The sequence below is a fragment of the Pseudomonas citronellolis genome, from assembly GCF_900112375.1.
In the GTDB taxonomy this organism is placed as follows: domain Bacteria; phylum Pseudomonadota; class Gammaproteobacteria; order Pseudomonadales; family Pseudomonadaceae; genus Pseudomonas; species Pseudomonas citronellolis.
This window is the reverse complement of record NZ_FOLS01000004.1, coordinates 149,322-165,069: the sequence shown is the minus strand read 5'-3', so window position 1 is coordinate 165,069 and position 15,748 is coordinate 149,322. Positions and strand designations below refer to the sequence as shown.

Annotated in this window: 15 protein-coding genes; 8 read left to right on the top strand and 7 right to left on the bottom strand. The window is 69.7% G+C overall.

Annotated elements, in window-relative coordinates:
- Positions 1 to 21 precede the first annotated feature (21 nt).
- Both BM060_RS05815 and BM060_RS05810 read right to left on the bottom strand, forming a co-directional pair.
- Positions 22 to 1,446, bottom strand: coding sequence for a sigma-54 interaction domain-containing protein (locus BM060_RS05815; RefSeq protein ID WP_074978109.1), 1,425 nt, complete (start codon positions 1,444 to 1,446; stop codon positions 22 to 24).
- On the bottom strand, positions 1,443 to 2,573 hold the full coding sequence (locus BM060_RS05810; protein WP_074978106.1) for a PAS domain-containing protein: 1,131 nt from the start codon (positions 2,571 to 2,573) through the stop codon (positions 1,443 to 1,445). The genes BM060_RS05815 and BM060_RS05810 overlap by 4 nt, the downstream gene beginning before the upstream one ends.
- 282 nt (positions 2,574 to 2,855) lie before the next feature.
- On the opposite strand from BM060_RS05810, the gene BM060_RS05805 reads away from it, so the two are divergent.
- Positions 2,856 to 4,505: a SulP family inorganic anion transporter gene (locus BM060_RS05805; protein ID WP_074978104.1), complete on the top strand. Its 1,650-nt coding sequence runs from the start codon at positions 2,856 to 2,858 to the stop codon at positions 4,503 to 4,505.
- A gap of 243 nt (positions 4,506 to 4,748) precedes the next feature.
- Here the strand turns inward: BM060_RS05805 and BM060_RS05800 are convergent, their stop codons facing one another.
- Both BM060_RS05800 and BM060_RS05795 read right to left on the bottom strand, forming a co-directional pair.
- Positions 4,749 to 4,931, bottom strand: a complete 183-nt coding sequence (locus BM060_RS05800; protein ID WP_009615001.1) for a ribbon-helix-helix protein — start codon at positions 4,929 to 4,931, stop codon at positions 4,749 to 4,751.
- A gap of 93 nt (positions 4,932 to 5,024) precedes the next feature.
- Positions 5,025 to 5,462: a CBS domain-containing protein gene (locus tag BM060_RS05795; protein ID WP_074978102.1), complete on the bottom strand. Its 438-nt coding sequence runs from the start codon at positions 5,460 to 5,462 to the stop codon at positions 5,025 to 5,027.
- Positions 5,463 to 5,698: 236 nt separating this feature from the next.
- On the opposite strand from BM060_RS05795, the gene BM060_RS05790 reads away from it, so the two are divergent.
- Positions 5,699 to 5,878, top strand: a complete 180-nt coding sequence (locus tag BM060_RS05790) for a hypothetical protein (protein WP_074978099.1) — start codon at positions 5,699 to 5,701, stop codon at positions 5,876 to 5,878.
- A gap of 13 nt (positions 5,879 to 5,891) precedes the next feature.
- Here the strand turns inward: BM060_RS05790 and BM060_RS05785 are convergent, their stop codons facing one another.
- A complete protein-coding gene (locus BM060_RS05785) occupies positions 5,892 to 6,620 on the bottom strand; it encodes a hypothetical protein (RefSeq protein ID WP_074978097.1) in 729 nt (242 codons plus the stop codon).
- Positions 6,621 to 6,903: 283 nt separating this feature from the next.
- On the opposite strand from BM060_RS05785, the gene sfnG reads away from it, so the two are divergent.
- The 6 genes from sfnG (at position 6,904) to BM060_RS05755 (ending at position 13,414) form a co-directional block, all read left to right on the top strand.
- Entirely contained in the window at positions 6,904 to 7,995 is a 1,092-nt protein-coding gene (sfnG, locus tag BM060_RS05780; protein ID WP_058487773.1) for a dimethylsulfone monooxygenase SfnG, read from the top strand.
- Between the two features lie 192 nt (positions 7,996 to 8,187).
- Positions 8,188 to 9,402, top strand: a complete 1,215-nt coding sequence (locus BM060_RS05775; protein WP_083426725.1) for an SfnB family sulfur acquisition oxidoreductase — start codon at positions 8,188 to 8,190, stop codon at positions 9,400 to 9,402.
- A 9-nt stretch (positions 9,403 to 9,411) separates the two neighbouring features.
- Positions 9,412 to 10,785: an LLM class flavin-dependent oxidoreductase gene (locus tag BM060_RS05770; protein WP_074978095.1), complete on the top strand. Its 1,374-nt coding sequence runs from the start codon at positions 9,412 to 9,414 to the stop codon at positions 10,783 to 10,785.
- Entirely contained in the window at positions 10,782 to 11,447 is a 666-nt protein-coding gene (locus tag BM060_RS05765) for a methionine ABC transporter permease (protein ID WP_043269715.1), read from the top strand. Before BM060_RS05770 ends, BM060_RS05765 begins: the two co-directional genes overlap by 4 nt.
- Before the next feature lie 99 nt (positions 11,448 to 11,546).
- On the top strand, positions 11,547 to 12,317 hold the full coding sequence (locus BM060_RS05760) for a MetQ/NlpA family ABC transporter substrate-binding protein (protein ID WP_043314493.1): 771 nt from the start codon (positions 11,547 to 11,549) through the stop codon (positions 12,315 to 12,317).
- A gap of 53 nt (positions 12,318 to 12,370) precedes the next feature.
- A complete protein-coding gene (locus BM060_RS05755) occupies positions 12,371 to 13,414 on the top strand; it encodes a methionine ABC transporter ATP-binding protein (protein WP_074978092.1) in 1,044 nt (347 codons plus the stop codon).
- A gap of 6 nt (positions 13,415 to 13,420) precedes the next feature.
- On the opposite strand, the gene BM060_RS05750 is transcribed toward BM060_RS05755, so the two are convergent.
- Together BM060_RS05750 and BM060_RS05745 are read right to left on the bottom strand one after the other, a co-directional pair.
- Positions 13,421 to 14,548 (bottom strand): sigma-54 interaction domain-containing protein, encoded by a 1,128-nt coding sequence (locus BM060_RS05750; protein ID WP_074978089.1) that lies wholly within the window; start codon positions 14,546 to 14,548, stop codon positions 13,421 to 13,423.
- A 9-nt stretch (positions 14,549 to 14,557) separates the two neighbouring features.
- Positions 14,558 to 15,745 (bottom strand): acyl-CoA dehydrogenase family protein, encoded by a 1,188-nt coding sequence (locus BM060_RS05745; RefSeq protein WP_074978086.1) that lies wholly within the window; start codon positions 15,743 to 15,745, stop codon positions 14,558 to 14,560.
- Between the last annotated feature and the right edge of the window lie 3 nt (positions 15,746 to 15,748).

Below are 15,748 nucleotides of genomic sequence, written 5' to 3'. Positions count from 1 at the left end.
CCTACAAGAGCAGCCTGCCGCTCAATCCCTCTGCAACTTCCGAATCAACGTCCCGACATCGATCCCCAGGTGCTGCGCCGCCTTGCGCTTGCTGCCGCACAGGCGCACGGCCTGGAGGATCACCTGGCGCTCGAAGCGCTGCACCTGTGCCTTGAGCGGTTCGTCGGCGCTGGCGAAGGGCAGCGGTTCCTCCTCCCCGGCGGACACGGCCTGGCCCAGCAGCTCCGGCGGCAGGTGCTGTTCTTCGGCGACGTCGTCGGCCAGCACCGCCAGGCGTTCGAAGATGTTCACCAGCTCGCGGATGTTGCCCGGGAAGTCATGGCCCAGCAGGCGCTGGCGGCAGGCCGTGGACAGCCGCAGGGGCGGCTGGCGGTCGCGGTTGATGCGCGCCAGGAGGATATCCATCAGCACCGGCAGGTCGTCGCGGTGGGCGCGCAGCGGCGGGATGTCCACCGGCAACACGGCCAGGCGGTAATAGAGGTCGGCGCGGAACAGGCCGGCGGATACCTGTGCCTTGAGGTCCTTGTTGGTGGCGGCGATCACTTGCACCTGGACCTTCTTCGCCAGCGGCGAACCCACCGGCTGGATGGTGCCGTCGTCGAGGAACTTGAGCAGCTTGGCCTGCACCTGCAGGGGGATCTCGCCGATCTCGTCGAGGAACAGCGTGCCGCCGGCGGCGCTCTCGATGTAGCCACGCTTGCCTTGCTGCAGCGCGCCGGTGAAGGCGCCGCGCTCGTAGCCGAACATCTCCGACTCGAACAGCGTCTCGGGGATGCTCGCGCAGTTCACGTCGACGAAGGGCCGGTCGCCCCAGCCGGCGGCGCGGTGGATGTGCCGGGCGATGGCGGTCTTGCCCACGCCCGGCTCGCCGAGCAGCAGCAGACGGGCGCGGCGGCGGAAGGCGCGCACGCCCATGTCGGCGATGTCCGAGAGCAGCGGCGACATGTGCAGCGCGTTGTCCTGCGGGTCGCCCAGGCTCGCCGGGCCGTCCGCCAGCGATGGGGCCGGAGTGTTGCGGCCGGCGCTTTCGCGCGCTTCGTATTCGCGCTGGATCAGCAGCGTGTAGGGCTTCTCGTAGGCGCCGGCGGGCACGCTCTGCAGGCGGGTGAGGAACAGCCGGCCGTCGCGCGAGCGCGTCAGCGCGCTCTTGCCGCCGCGGCGCACGGCCTGCAGGAAGTCGTCGAACTGCAGCGCCGAGCGCTGGTAGAAATCGCTGTCGCTCAGGCCCAGCACGTCCTGGCGCGCCACGCGGTTGATGCGCTCGGCGGCCAGGTTGAGGAAGCGCACCCGGGAGTCGCCGTCGCAGACGATCAGCGCCTCGCCGAAGCCGTCGAGCAGGGCGTGCAGCGCCGGCGCCTCCAGCAGCGCGGCGAGCATCTCGGCGCTGACGTTGACCGACGAGCGCATGCCCATGCGCATCGGCGCAAAGAAGCCCTCGCCGCTCATGGGTGCAGCTCTGCCGGCCGGCGCTCGACGCCGTCCGGGCGCAGCACCACCACGCGCCAGGCCTGGTCCTCGCGGATCAGGATGCGCGAGCAGTGGCTGTCGAAGGCGCGGTAGCGGCCGTACTGGTCGGGCAGCTCCAGGCGCTGCCAGGTGCGCTCGGGCAGCGGCAGGCGGTCGAGGGTGGCGGCCACGCCGGCGGCGCGGGTGATGCCGAACACCTGCTCGAAGGCGGCGTTGCGCCATTGCGGCTGGGCGGCTTCGTCGATCACCAGCACCGCGTCGGGCACCGCGTCGAACACCCGGCGCAGGGCCTCGATGCGCTGTTCGGCGTCGTGCTGCATGCGCAGCTCCTGGCTGACGTCGCGCAGGCTGCCCCACATGCGCAGCAGGCGGCCGTTGTGGATGCTGGCGCGCACGTCGTTCTCCACGTAGGCCGGCGAGCCGTCGTGGCGGCGGTCCACCGAGAGCGCGCCGTCGACGTGGAAGTCGGCCTCGATCAGCCGCCGCACGAATTCCTCGTTGGCCGGGCTGCGCGGCCAGTACAGGCGCACCGGCTGCTGGCCGAAGTCGACGTCGGCGGGCATCTCGTAGATGGCCGCCATGGCGCGGTTGCACATGCGCCAGTAGGAGCGATTCTCGAACACCTGGCGGACGATCTCGTCGGGCGTCTGGCGCACGTCCACCGGCTCGGCGAACTCGATGCACCAGTAGGCCACCTTGGCGCTGTAGAGCATCTGGCTCATGACTTCGTTGGCGTTCTGCAGCTCGCCCAGGCGCCGGCTGATGCCGCCCAGGGGCATTTTCACCAGGTGCAGGCGCGCCGGCTCGCCGTCGCGCCACTGCAGCACGCCGCTGGCCAGCACCGGCAGCAGGCCGCCGTTGTGGCGGATCAGCGTCAGCTCCAGGTCCTGCACCCGTTCGTCGGCCGGCGGGTTGGCGAAGAGCTGCTGCAGGGCGCGCACCGAATCGGCGGTGTAGACCTGTTCCATGCTCTGGCCGTGGAGCGCGCTGGGCGGGTAGCCGAGCTGGTCGCTCTGCTCGGCGGAGACGTCGAGGAAGCGGCCATCCGCGGCGATGCTGTCGGCCAGCAGCAGGCCACGGTCGAGCAGCAGGCGTAGCGGGTCCATCTGGGATTCTCCATGGGGGATGACGGGGCCGGCGCGGTGGCGCGGGCCAGTCGTCTACCCAGGCAGGTTGCATGCCAGGACGCGGGGCCCGAGGCATGGGCCTTCTCGGCCTGGCGCCGTGGCGACTGTATGCAGAAATGCAGCAGCGTTTGCGTTTGCGCAGCGCCCTCGGGCAAGCGTAGCGCCTCCCCGGGAAAGGCGTAAGACAGGACTTTGGCCTAGTACACGTCCATTAACATGGCATGTTAATCTGATGCGCATTCTTCCGCGGAGGAGTGGACGATGATCGCCGTACGTGACGCCTGGGCGGCCGGGCTTCTGAAGTTGCAGAACTGGCCACGCAACCTGCTGGCCGGGGTCATCGTCGGGGTGGTCGCGCTGCCCCTGGCCATGGCCTTCGCCATCGCCTCCGGGGTCAAGCCCGAACAGGGCCTGTACACGGCCATAGTGGCGGGCATCGCGGTGTCGCTGTTCGGCGGCAGCCGGGTGCAGATCGCCGGGCCCACCGGGGCCTTCATCGTCATCCTCGCCGGCATCACCGCGCGCTACGGCGTCGACGGCCTGCAGCTGGCCACGCTGATGGCCGGGGTGATCCTGCTGCTGTTGGGCATCACCCGCCTGGGCAGCGTCATCAAGTACATTCCCGACCCGGTCATCGTTGGCTTCACCGCCGGCATCGGGGTGATCATCTGGGTCGGCCAGTGGAAGGACTTCTTCGGCCTCCCGGCGGTGGGCGGCGAGCACTTCCACCAGAAGCTCTGGCACCTGCTGCAGGCGCTGCCGCAACTGCACCCGGCGACCACCCTGCTGGCCCTCTTAGGCCTGGCCGCGGTGCTCTACGGCCCGCGCCTGCCGTACCTGGGGCGGGTGCCGGGGCCGTTGCTGGCGATGGTGCTGGTCAGCGTGCTGCAGGCGCTGTTCCAGTTCGATGGCGTGGCCACCATCGGCAGCGCCTTCGGCGGCATCCCCCGCGGCCTGCCGGTGCCGAGCCTGCCGGAGATCAGCCTGCCGCGGATGCTGGAACTGATCGGCCCGGCCTTCGCCATCGCCATGCTCGGGGCCATCGAGTCGCTGCTCTCGGCAGTGGTCGCCGACGGCATGGCCGGCACCCGCCACGACTCCAACCAGGAGCTGGTCGGCCAGGGCATCGCCAACCTGCTGGCGCCGCTGTTCGGCGGCTTCGCCGCCACCGGCGCCATCGCCCGCACCGCCACCAACATCCGCAACGGCGGCAACAGCCCGATCGCCGGGGTGGCCCACGCGGCGACCCTGGTGCTGATCATCCTGTTCCTCGCCCCGCTGGCCTCGAGCATCCCGCTGTGCGCGCTGGCGGCGATCCTCTTCGTGGTGGCCTGGAACATGAGCGAGGCCCGCCACTTCGTGCGCATGCTGCGCCGTGCGCCCAGGGCCGACGTGGCCATCCTGCTGATCACCTTCGGCCTGACGGTGTTCAGCGACCTGGTGATAGCGGTGAACATCGGGGTGATCCTGGCGATGCTGCTGTTCATGCGGCGCATGGCCTCCTCGGTGGAAGTGCTGCAGCAGGGCAGCGCCGAGCTGCGGGGCGAACTGCAGGGCGCGCTGCCGCCGGGCGTGCTGGTCTACACCATCGAGGGGCCGTTGTTCTTCGGTGCTGCGGAAACCTTCGAGCGTGCCCTGGCGCAGACCCGCAGCGATCCGCAGTTGCTGGTGATCCGCCTGAGGCGGGTGCCGTTCATGGACATCACCGGGATGCAGACGCTGGAGGAGATGATCCAGCAACTGCGCAAGCGCGGGGTGACGGTGAAGCTCTGCGAGGCCAACCAGCGGGTGCGGCACAAGCTGGTGCGGGCGGGGATCATCGAGGCGGTGGGTAGGCGGAATTACCATGCCAGTTTTGCCATGGCGCTGGCGGCCTGCGAGGGGCGGGAGGAGGAGGGGGTTTCTTCGTAGGGAGGATTCGGCGCCGCCTGGGAGCAATCGCGGACGGAGTCCGCTCCTACGCCCGTGCCTCCCTGGGACCGGTCTCGCCAGCGCTTTTCGTAGGATGGGTTGAGCCTGCGAAACCCATGCAGTTGCGGTGATGGGTATCGCTTCGCTCAACACCATCCTACGAAAAGCCATGCTTCCTGGAACCGTAGGAGCGGACTCCGTCCGCGATCGAGCCGGCAGGCTGCTCCAGACTGGCCGCGGCCCTCAATCCTGCCCCCCCACCTTCGGCTGCGTGGCATAGCTCACCCCGTGGCTCTCCAGGTAATCGCGGATCAGCTGGCGAACCACCTGGGACGGTGTCAGGTCCTGGCTGGCGCAGAGTTCCTCGAAGGCCTTCTTCTTCACCGGGTCGATCAGGACGGTCAGGCGGGCGGTGCGGTTTTCCATGGGTTCTACTTGTTCGGTTCGCGGATGTTAATCAAATTCTAATGCCCCATCCGCGCCCCTGTCATGGCGCCGTCCGCCGCAGCCGCCGCTGGCTCACTGTTCGCCGCGGATGTACTGCTCCAGCTGCTGGATCAGCTGGGCCTGCTCGGCGATGGCTTCCTTGACCAGGTCGCCGATGGACAACAGCCCCACCAGCTGGCTGTTCTCCACCACCGGCAGGTGGCGCAGGTGGCGCTCGGTCATGATGCTCATGCAGGTGTCGACGTTCTGCTGCGAATCCACCGTGACCACCGGCGAGCTCATGATGGCGCTGACCGGGGTGCCCACCGAGCTGCGGCCCTGGAGGATCATCTTGCGCGCGTAGTCGCGTTCGCTGACCACGCCCACCACCTGGCCGTTGTCCACCACCGGCAGGGCGCCGACGTTCTTCACCGCCATCACCCGCAGGGCGTCGAGCACCATCTCGTGCGGGCCTATGGTGTGCACCTGCTGGCTCTGCTTGGCGTGGAGGAGCTGTGCGACGGTCTTCATGCTGGATGTCCTTCTGCTGTTGTGCGCAGGGCCGATGCCCCGGTGTGGCCACAGGATCGGCAAGCGAGGCTTCCCGCACAATGCTGGAAACGGCATCGCCCCCATAGGAAAACGTCATGACCTTCCTTCTGACTTATAGCCAAATGCGCCGCGCCGCGCGACCGCCGAGGCTTTGCGCGGGCCCGGCGAGGCCGTAGCATTGAGGCTCGCCGCACCCCGCCTGCCGAGACCGCACCATGCACGACGACGACATCGACCTCCCCGAGCCGGAGCACGAGCATCTGCTCGACCACGAGTGGGACGAGGATTCCCCGGAGGATTTCGAGCACGACGCCACCGGCCTGCGCGACGAGCCCGAGGACGATCAGGACGACTGGGACGACGAGGACAGCGACGCCCACTGGCACGACGACTGAGGCGCGCCGGCGCTCACTGCGAAGTGATGCGCCGGTACTCGTTCTGGTACTGGTCGAACGGCAGGTTGCTGCGCTGCAGCTTCTGCAGCTGGCGCTCCTGGTTCTCCACTGCCACCACCGGCTTGGCCGCCGCCTCCCGGCTGGCCACCGACTGGCCGGGCGCCGGGGCCGGCGCGGGGCGGGCCGGTTGCTCGGCCGGCGTGCTGGCCGGCATCGGCGCCTCCGGTAGCGGGTCGCGCTTGGCGATGCGCTGGGCGCTTTCGACTTCCTCGATGATCGCCTTGGAAATGTCCTTGAGCTGGCCTTCCAGCGCCGCCGGCTCGGCGGATTCGCTCTCGTAGCGGCGCGAGCCCATCAGCCGGCCGCTGGGGCCGTCGGTGAAGCGCACGTTGACGCGCAGGCTGCCCTTGCCCAGGCCGTCGCCGTCGGCCTGCTGGCGCAAGCGGTCGACTTCCACCACCAGCAGCGTCGCTGGCAGCGCGGTGGGGCTCACCGCGCCGGCCTGCTCGCCCAGCTGGTAGTCGGACGAGGCCGCGCGGTCCGCCAGGATGCGCCGCCAGGTGCTGGTCAGCCGCGTCCAGCCCGGCGTCGCGGTCACGCTGGCATCGCCCTGGAAGTTCACCAGCAGGCGGTTGCGGGTGTCGGCATAGGTGCTGATGGGGGAGAGCGCGTCGGCGCGCTTCACATCCGCCGCGCAGCCGGCCAGGCCGGCCACGAGGAGCAGTACGAAACAGGTACGCACGATGGCCTCCTTGGAAAATGCACGGGCCGGGAGGTGCAAGTCTAGTCGGTGCTTTGGCGCTTGCAGGGCGCGGCGGCACATTTCCGTCGCCCGGCTGTTCACCTGGCAACAGCGCATCAGCAGCCTGCCCGGCGGCGGACAGGACGATAACCCGGCGCCTGTTGCAAGTTCATGATCCGCAAGGCTTTCCGGCACTGGCACGGTTGCTGCTCCGGCCCAGGTGGAAGCCGCGTGGCGCCTGGCCGCGCGGCATGCAATCGCGCCACTCCCGGAGAGCAGAACCATGAGCCAGCAACCCATCCGCTTCGCCTACTGGGTGCCCAACGTCAGCGGCGGCCTCGTCGTCAGCAACATCGAGCAGCGCACCAGCTGGGACTTCGACTACAACCGCCGGCTGGCGCAGAGCGCCGAGAAGGCCGGTTTCGACTACGCCCTGTCGCAGATCCGCTTCACCGCCGGCTACGGCGCCGAGTACCAGCACGAGTCGGTGGCCATCAGCCACGCGCTGCTGGCGGCGACCGAGAAGCTCAAGGTCATCGCCGCCATCCTCCCCGGCCCGTGGAACCCGGCGCTGGCGGCCAAGCAACTGGCGACCATCGACCAACTGACCGGCGGCCGCATCGCGGTGAACATCGTCTCCGGCTGGTTCAAGGGCGAGTTCCACGCCATCGGCGAGCCCTGGCTGGAGCACGATGAGCGCTACCGCCGCTCCGAGGAATTCATCCGCGCGCTCAAGGGCATCTGGACCCAGGACAACTTCACCTTCAACGGCGACTTCTACCGCTTCCGCGACTACAGCCTCAAGCCCAAGCCGCTGCAGCGCCCGCACCCGGAAATCTTCCAGGGCGGCAGCTCGCGGGCCGCGCGCGACATGGCCGCGCGGGTGTCGGACTGGTACTTCACCAACGGCAACACGGTGGAAGGCATCAAGGCCCAGGTCGACGACATCCGCGCCAAGGCCGCGGCCAACGGCCACGCGGTGAAGATCGGGGTGAACGCCTTCATCATCGCCCGCGACAGCGAGGCCGAGGCCCGCGCGGTGCTGCAGGAGATCATCGACAAGGCCAACCCCGAGGCGGTCAACGCCTTCGGCCACGAGGTGAAGAACGCCGGCGCCGCCAGCCCGGAAGGCGAGGGCAACTGGGCGAAGTCCAGCTTCGAAGACCTGGTGCAGTACAACGACGGCTTCAAGACCAACCTGATCGGCACCCCGCGGCAGATCGCCGAGCGCATCCTCGCGCTCAAGGCGGTGGGCGTGGACCTGGTGCTCTCCGGCTTCCTGCACTTCCAGGAAGAGGTGGAGTACTTCGGCGAGAAGGTCCTGCCGCTGGTGCGCGAGCTGGAGGCCGAGGCACAGCGCAAGGCTGTTGCCTGACGGGCAACTGTTGGCTGCCGGACAGTGCTTCAACAAACAGTGTCCGGCCAGCGACTCGGCTGTCTTTGCTATCCAGTAAGTAGTTGATTTATAGGAAGAAAATTTCGGGCATGGATCGTGCTCAACCAGGACAGGGCCCGCTGCCGGGAGGTCCCGGCCCCACACGGGCCACTGTTCGCCACGAGGAAGACCATGTCCGTTTCTGCTGCCTATCCGATCAACCGCCCCGCCGCGCGGATCATCCGCGACGACGCCGAGGCCATCCGCGTCGCCCACGAGGTCGCCGAGCTGCTGCTGGCCGGCGCTTCCGAGCGCGACCTCGACCGCTTGGTGCCGGTGGAGATCGTCGACGCCTTCTCCAACAGCGGCCTGTGGGGCATCACGGTGCCGCGCGAATACGGCGGCGCCGAGGTGTCCCACGCCACCCTGGCCCAGGTCATCGCCATCGTCTCGGCGGCCGACCCGTCCCTGGGGCAGATCCCGCAGAACCACTACTGCCTGCTGGAGGACATCCGCCTGCAGGGCAGCGAGGAGCAGAAGCGGCACTTCTTCGCCCTGGTGCTGGAAGGCCACCGCTTCGCCAACGCGCTGTCGGAAACCGGCGGCAAGAACGTGCAGGACATCCGCACCCGCCTGGTCGCCGAGGGCGACGGCTACCGCATCGACGGCCGCAAGGGTTACTGCACCGGCTCGCTCTACGCCCACTGGCTGGGCGTGCTGGCGCTGGACGAGCAGGACCGCGCGCAGCTGGCCTTCGTCCCGCGGGAAAGCGCCGGGCTGACGGTGGTGGACGACTGGGACAGCATCGGCCAGCGCACCACCTCCAGCGGCACCGTCTTGCTGGAGGGCCTGCGCGTGCCTGCCTTCCACCTGTTCCCCAGCTACCGCTCCTACGAGAGCCCGACCCTGGCCGGGCCCTTCGCCCAGATCACCACCGCCGCCATCGATGCCGGCATCGCCCGCGCCGCGCTGCGCGACACCATCGCCTTCGTCCGCGAGCAGGCGCGCCCGTGGATCGACGCCGGGGTGGAGAAGGCCAGCGAGGACCCGCTGACGATCATCCAGGTCGGCGCCCTGGACATCCGCCTGGAGGCCGCCGAGGCCCTGCTCGAACGCGCCGGCCGCGTGCTCGACGCCGGCAAGGCGGCGCCCGACGAGGACAAGGTGGCTGCCGCCTCCCTGGCCGTGGCGCGGGCCAAGGTGCTGACCACCGAGATCGCCATCGAGGCGAGCAACAAGCTGTTCGAGCTCGGCGGCACCCGCTCCACCCTGCGCAAGCACAACCTCGACCGCCACTGGCGCAATGCCCGCGTGCACACCCTGCACGACCCGGTGCGCTGGAAGTACCACCTGGTCGGCAACTGGCTGCTCAACGGCAAGCGCCCGCCGCGCCACGACTGGAACTGAGGTGGCGCCATGAGCAAGCAGATACGCCTCAACGCCTTCGCCATGAACACCGTCGGCCACCTCTCGCCCGGCCTCTGGCGCCACCCGCGCGACCAGGCGCGGCGCTACACCGACATCCACTACTGGGTCGAGCTGGCGAAGACACTGGAACGCGGCAAGCTCGACGGCCTGTTCATCGCCGACGTGCTGGGCGTCTATGACGTCTACGGCGGCAATGCCGACGCCGCGCTGCGCAGCGGCGCCCAGGTGCCGGTGAACGACCCGCTGCAGCTGGTCCCGGCCATGGCCGCGGCCACCCGCCACCTGGGTTTCGGCGTGACCGCCTCGGTGTCCTTCGAGCACCCGTTCCCCTTCGCCCGGCGCATGTCCACCCTCGACCACCTGACCGGCGGCCGCGCCGGCTGGAACATCGTCACCTCGTACCTGGCCAGCGGCGCGCGCAACCTCGGCCAGCAGCGCCAGCTGTCCCACGACCAGCGCTACGCCCTGGCCGACGAGTACCTGCAGGTCTGCTACAAGCTGTGGGAAACCAGCTGGGAAGACGACGCCGTGGTCGCCGACCGCGACAGCGGCGTCTATGCCGAACCGTCCAAGGTCCACGGCATCCGCCACGAAGGCGAATACTTCCAGGTGCCCGGCTTCCACCTCTGCGAGCCCTCGCCGCAGCGCACCCCGGTGCTCTACCAGGCCGGCGCCTCCAGCCGTGGCCGGGCCTTCGCCGCGGCCAACGCCGAGTGCGTGTTCGTCGCCGCGCCGAGCAAGGCGGTGCTGAAGAAGCAGGTGGCCGACCTGCGCGAAGCGGTGCGCGCTGCCGGGCGCGAGCCGGGCGACGTGCTGGTGCTGGAGCAGCTCACGGTGATAGTCGCGCCGACCGACGCCGAGGCCCTGGCGCGCCTGGCCGAGTACCGCGAGTACGCCAGCGCCAGCGGCGCCCTGACGCTGATGTCCGGCTGGACCGGCATCGACTTCGCCGAATACACCCCCGGGCAGGTGCTGCGCGAGGTGCCCAGCGACGCCATCCAGTCGGCGGTGGAAGCCTTCACCCGCGCCGACCCGACGCGCACCTGGACCACCGCCGAGATCGCCGACTACTGCGCCATCGGCGGCGACGGCCCGGTGCTGGTGGGCTCGCCGCAGACCGTGGCCGACCAGTTGCAGGAATGGGTGGCGGAAACCGACGTCGACGGCTTCAACCTGGCCGGCGTGGTCATGCCGGAAACCTTCGAAGCGGTGGTCGACCTGCTGGTGCCGGAGCTGCAGGCTCGCGGCCTGTTCAAGCGCGACTACGCCGAGGGCACCCTGCGCCACAAGCTGTTCGGCGCCGGCGACCGCCTGGCCGCGCCGCACCCGGTCGCGGCCCTGCGCGAGGAGGCCCGGCGATGAACGACTGGCTGGCCAACGTCGACTGGAGCGAGATCGCCCAGGCCTGCCTGGACACCCTGAGCATGCTCGGCGCGGCCCTGGGCTGCACCGTGCTGCTGGGGCTGCCGCTGGGCGTGCTGCTGTACCTCACCGGCCAGCGCCAGCTGCTCGACTCGCCGCGCCTGTACCGGGTGCTCTCGGTGCTGGCCAACGTGCTGCGCTCGATGCCCTTCATCATCCTGCTGATCGTGCTGATCCCCGCCACCGAGCTGCTCACCGGCACCTCGCTGGGCGTGCGCGGCGCCATTCCGCCGCTGGTGGTGGGCTGCACGCCGTTCTTCGCGCGGCTGGTGGAAAGCTCGCTGCGCGAGGTCGACCGCGGCCTGGTGGAAGCGGTGCAGGCGATGGGCGCGAGCACCCGGCAGATCGTCTTCCACACCCTGCTGCCGGAAGCGCGCACCGGGCTGATCGCGGCCATCACCGTGACCGCCATCGTGCTGGTCGACTACACGGCCATGGCCGGGGTGGTCGGCGGCGGCGGCCTGGGCGACCTGGCCATCCGCTTCGGCTACCAGCGGTTCCAGACCGACGTCATGGTGGTCACCGTGCTGCTGCTGATCCTGCTGGTGCAGGCCCTGCAGATGAGCGGCGACCGCCTGGTGCGCCACTACACCCGGCGCTGAATCCAACACCCGCTCGCGGCGGCCGGGAAAACGCCGCCGCTGGCCCCACGTCCAACCCACGACGGCCATTCCAAGAAACCACTGATCGGAGCAAACAGCATGAAGAAAGTCCTGGCCGCCCTGGCTGCCGTAATAGCCATCAACGCCCACGCCAACGAGCACCTCGTCGTCGGCGCCACCCCGGTGCCCCACGCGGAAATCCTCGAATTCGTCAAACCGGCCCTGGCCAAGCAAGGCGTGGACCTGGAGGTGAAGGTGTTCAACGACTTCATCCAGCCCAACCTGCAGCTGGCGAAGAAGAACCTCGACGCCAACTACTACCAGTACCGCCCGTTCCTCGACGACTTCAACAAGACCCGCCACACCAACCTGGTGCCGGTGGTGGGCGTGCACATCGAGCCTTTCGGCGCCTACTCGGCCAAGTACAAGAGCCTGGCCGAGCTGCCCGATGGCGCCAGCGTGGCCATCCCCAACGACCCGGTGAACACCGGCCGCGCCCTGGTGCTGCTGGCCGAGGCCGGGCTGATCAAGCTCAAGGACCCGAGCAATCCGCAGTCCACCGAGCGCGACATCGTCGACAACCCCAAGCACCTGAAGATCCGCGAACTGGAAGGCGCCATGCTGGCGCGCTCGGTGAAGCAGGTCGACCTGGCCTTCGTCTTCGCCAACTACGCGCTGGAAGCCGGCATCGACATCAAGAGCGCGCTGATCGTCGAGAAGGGCAAGGACCTCTACGTCGAGTTCCTGGTGGCGCGTCCGGACAACATCCAGGACCCGGGCATCCAGAAGCTGGCCAAGGCGCTCAACTCGCCGGAAGTGCGCAACTTCATCCTGACCCGCTACAAGGGCGAGATCGCCCCCGGCTTCTGATGTGACCCGGCGCGGCGCCCAGGACGGGCGCCGCGCCCGGCAGGAACGCACCCATGGTCAGCTTCAATCATTCGCAGCCGCTGGCGGCTGCCATCCACATCCGCCTGCGCGGCCTGGCCAAGCACTACCTGGCCGGCGGCCGGGAAGTGCAGGCGCTGCACGGCATCGACCTGGAGATCCGCCGCGGCGAGGTGTTCGGCATCATCGGCCGCAGCGGCGCCGGCAAGTCCTCGCTGCTGCGCTCGCTCAACCGCCTGGAGCGGCCCAGCGCCGGCCAGGTGCTGGTCGACGGCGAGGACATCGGCGCCTTCGACGACGCGCGCCTGGCGCAGCTGCGCCGGCGCACCGGGATGATCTTCCAGCACTTCAACCTGATGGCCTCGCGCAGCGTCGGCGACAACGTCGCGCTGCCCCTGGTGCTGGCCGGCGTGCCGCGCGCCGAGCGCGAGCGGCGGGTGGCCGAGCTGCTGCAGCTGGTGGGCCTGGCGGACAAGCGCGAGGCCTACCCGGCGCAGCTTTCCGGCGGGCAGAAGCAGCGCGTCGGCATCGCCCGCGCGCTGGTGCTGCAACCGGACCTGCTGCTGTGCGACGAAGCCACCTCGGCGCTGGACCCGGAAAGCACCCAGTCGATCCTCGCGCTGCTGCGCGACATCAACCGCCGCCTGGGCCTGACCATCGTCCTCATCACCCACGAGATGGAAGTCATCCGCGACCTCTGCGACCGCGTGGTGGTGCTGGAGCGCGGCCGGGTGGTGGAGCAGGGCGAGGTCTGGGAAGTGTTCGGCGACCCGCGCCACGAAGTGACGCGCAGCCTGCTCGGCACGCTGCACCATGACGCCGATGGGGATGCGGCGGGCGAGGGCCTGCTGCTGGACCTGCACTACAGCGGCGCCAGCGCCCGCGAACCGGAGCCGGCCGCCATCGGCCGCGAACTGGGCTACGAGGTGCGCCTGGTGCAGGCCAGCCTGGAGCGCATCCAGGGCCGCTCCCTGGGCAGCCTGCGGCTGCGCGTGGCGGCGCCGGCGACGGAGCGCGAGGCGGTAGTGGCGCGCGCGCAGGCGCTGGCCGATCGGGTCAGCCTGGTGGGCGCTGCCTGACGGGGCTCAGATGGACAGCCGCACCACGCGGTTGTCCAGCGCCTGCTCCGGGCCGCGGCGCTTGTTCACCACCAGCTCGCCGATGGCGATCAGCCGCGTGCGGGTGACGTTGCGCGACAGGCCCAGCAGGTTGGCGGTGTGCACCTGGTTGTGGTGGCAGAAGCGGTAGGCGGCGCGCAGCAGGCTTTCCTCGACGCGTTCGTAGAGCGCCCCGGCGGATTCCTCGAACAGCCGGCGGAAGGCGCGCTGCAGCAGTTCCTCGGCGGCCTCGCCGCCGTTGGCTGCGGGGCTGCCGGCATGGCCGGCGGAGGCTTCCTCCTGGCGTTCCAGACGCAGGTTGGACAGGCGCAGGTCGTCCTCGCGCACCAGGCCGTCGCGGCAGGTCAGCAGGCTGTGGTGGATGACGTTCTCCAGCTCGCGGATGTTGCCCGGCCAGCCGTAGCCCACCAGCTTGCGCTCGGCCTCGGCGCTGAGCTGCACCTGGCCGTAGCCCAGGCGCTCGCTGTAGCTGCGGATGAAGTGGCGGGTCAGCGGCAGGATGTCGCCGGGGCGCTCGCGCAGCGGGTGCAGCTGCAGGGTGACGACGTTGAGGCGGTAGTACAGGTCCTCGCGGAAGTGCCCGGCGTTGATCGCCCGCTCCAGCTGCACGTTGGTGGCCGCCAGCACCCGCACGTTGATCGGGATGCTCTTGCGCGAGCCCAGGCGCACCACCTCGCGCTCCTGCAGCACGCGCAGCAGCTTGACCTGGATGGGCATCGGCAGGTCGCCGATCTCGTCGAGGAACAGGGTGCCGCCGTCGGCCTCTTCGAACCAGCCGGCCTTGGCGCTGAGGGCGCCGGTGAAGGCGCCCTTCTCGTGGCCGAACAGCTCGGCCTCCACCAGGGATTCGGAGAATGCCCCGCAGTTCACCGCGACGAAGGGCCCGTTGCGCCGCCCGCTGAGGTTGTGGATGTGCCGCGCCACCAGCTCCTTGCCCGTGCCGGTTTCGCCGATGATCAGGACGCTGGCCTCGCTGGGGGCGACCTGTTGCAGATGGGCGAGCAGCGCCTGCGATTTCGGGTCTTCGAAGACCTGTGCGGTCGCCCGGATCGAGGTGGCCAGTGCGGGGGAGGGGGGTAGCGTCAGCAGTTGCATGTCTCTGCCTCAGGAATAGAAGGTGGGTGTCGGCCGCGTACCGTTGAGCGCCCAGTCCCCCAGCTCGTGGAGCTTGTAGTCCAGCGGGTCGTGCAGGGATTGGGTGCGCAGGTTGCGCCAGAAGCGGTCCAGGCGCAGCGAGGCGTGGGTGGCGCGGGCGCCGGTGACCTCGAACAGGCGGTTGCAGATGTCCAGGCCGGCGCGGCTGGCGGCGACCTTGGCGGTGGCGATGGCCACCGCCAGCTGCGCGCGCTCCTCGGCGCCCAGGGCGTGTTCCTTGCGCCAGGCCTCGTCGAGCAGCGCGGCGGCGCGCTGCACCAGCAGGCGCACGCTCTCCAGGCCGACCCAGAACTCGCCGTAGTGGCGCAGCACGTACGGGTCCTCGCCGACGCTGCGGGCGCTGGAGCGGAACCACGGGCGGCTTTCCTTGAGGCTGTACTGCCGCGCCTCCTCGAAGGCGCCCTCGGCCACGCCGAGGAACAGGTTGGCGAACAGCAGCTGGGCGATCAGCGGGCGCAGGCAGGCGAAGGGCGTGCTCAGCGGGCCCGGGTCCAGCAGCAGCTCGGATTCCTCCACGCGCACCCGTTCGAAGGTGGCGCTGCCGCTGTCGGTCTGCCGCTGGCCCATGTTGTCCCAGTCGCCGTGCAGGGTGATGCCGGTGCGGCCGCTGGGGATGGCGGCGATCAGCAGCTTGCCGCCGGCGCTTTCGTCCACCGCCGAGGCGATGAGCATTTCCGAGTCGCTGGCGCCGGAGCAGAAGCTCTTCTTGCCGGAGAACTCGCGCCAGCCGTCGAACTTCTTCACCACGGTGCGGGTGTCCAGCGGGTTCAGGGCGTTGCCCCAGAACCAGTGCTTGCGCGCGGTCTGCTCGAACCACGGCTGCCACTGCTCGGGGCGGGCGAACAGGCGCACGGTGGCCAGCATCAGGTGCTGGAAGCCGAACACGTGGGCGATGGAACTGTCGACGCGGGCGAACTCGCGGGTCACTTCCAGGGCCTCGCTCCAGCTGGCGCCCAGGCCGCCGTACTGTTTGGGGATGACCAGGCCGAGCAGGCCGCTGCGGCGCAGGGCGTCGCGCTCGGCCTTCGGCGTGCCGCCGAGCCGGTCGCGCTCGACGGCGCTTTCGGCGAATTCCGCCGCCAGCTGGCGGGCCAGTTGCAGCGGGCTGAGGATGGAGGCTTGTGCCGGCGAATTCATCGG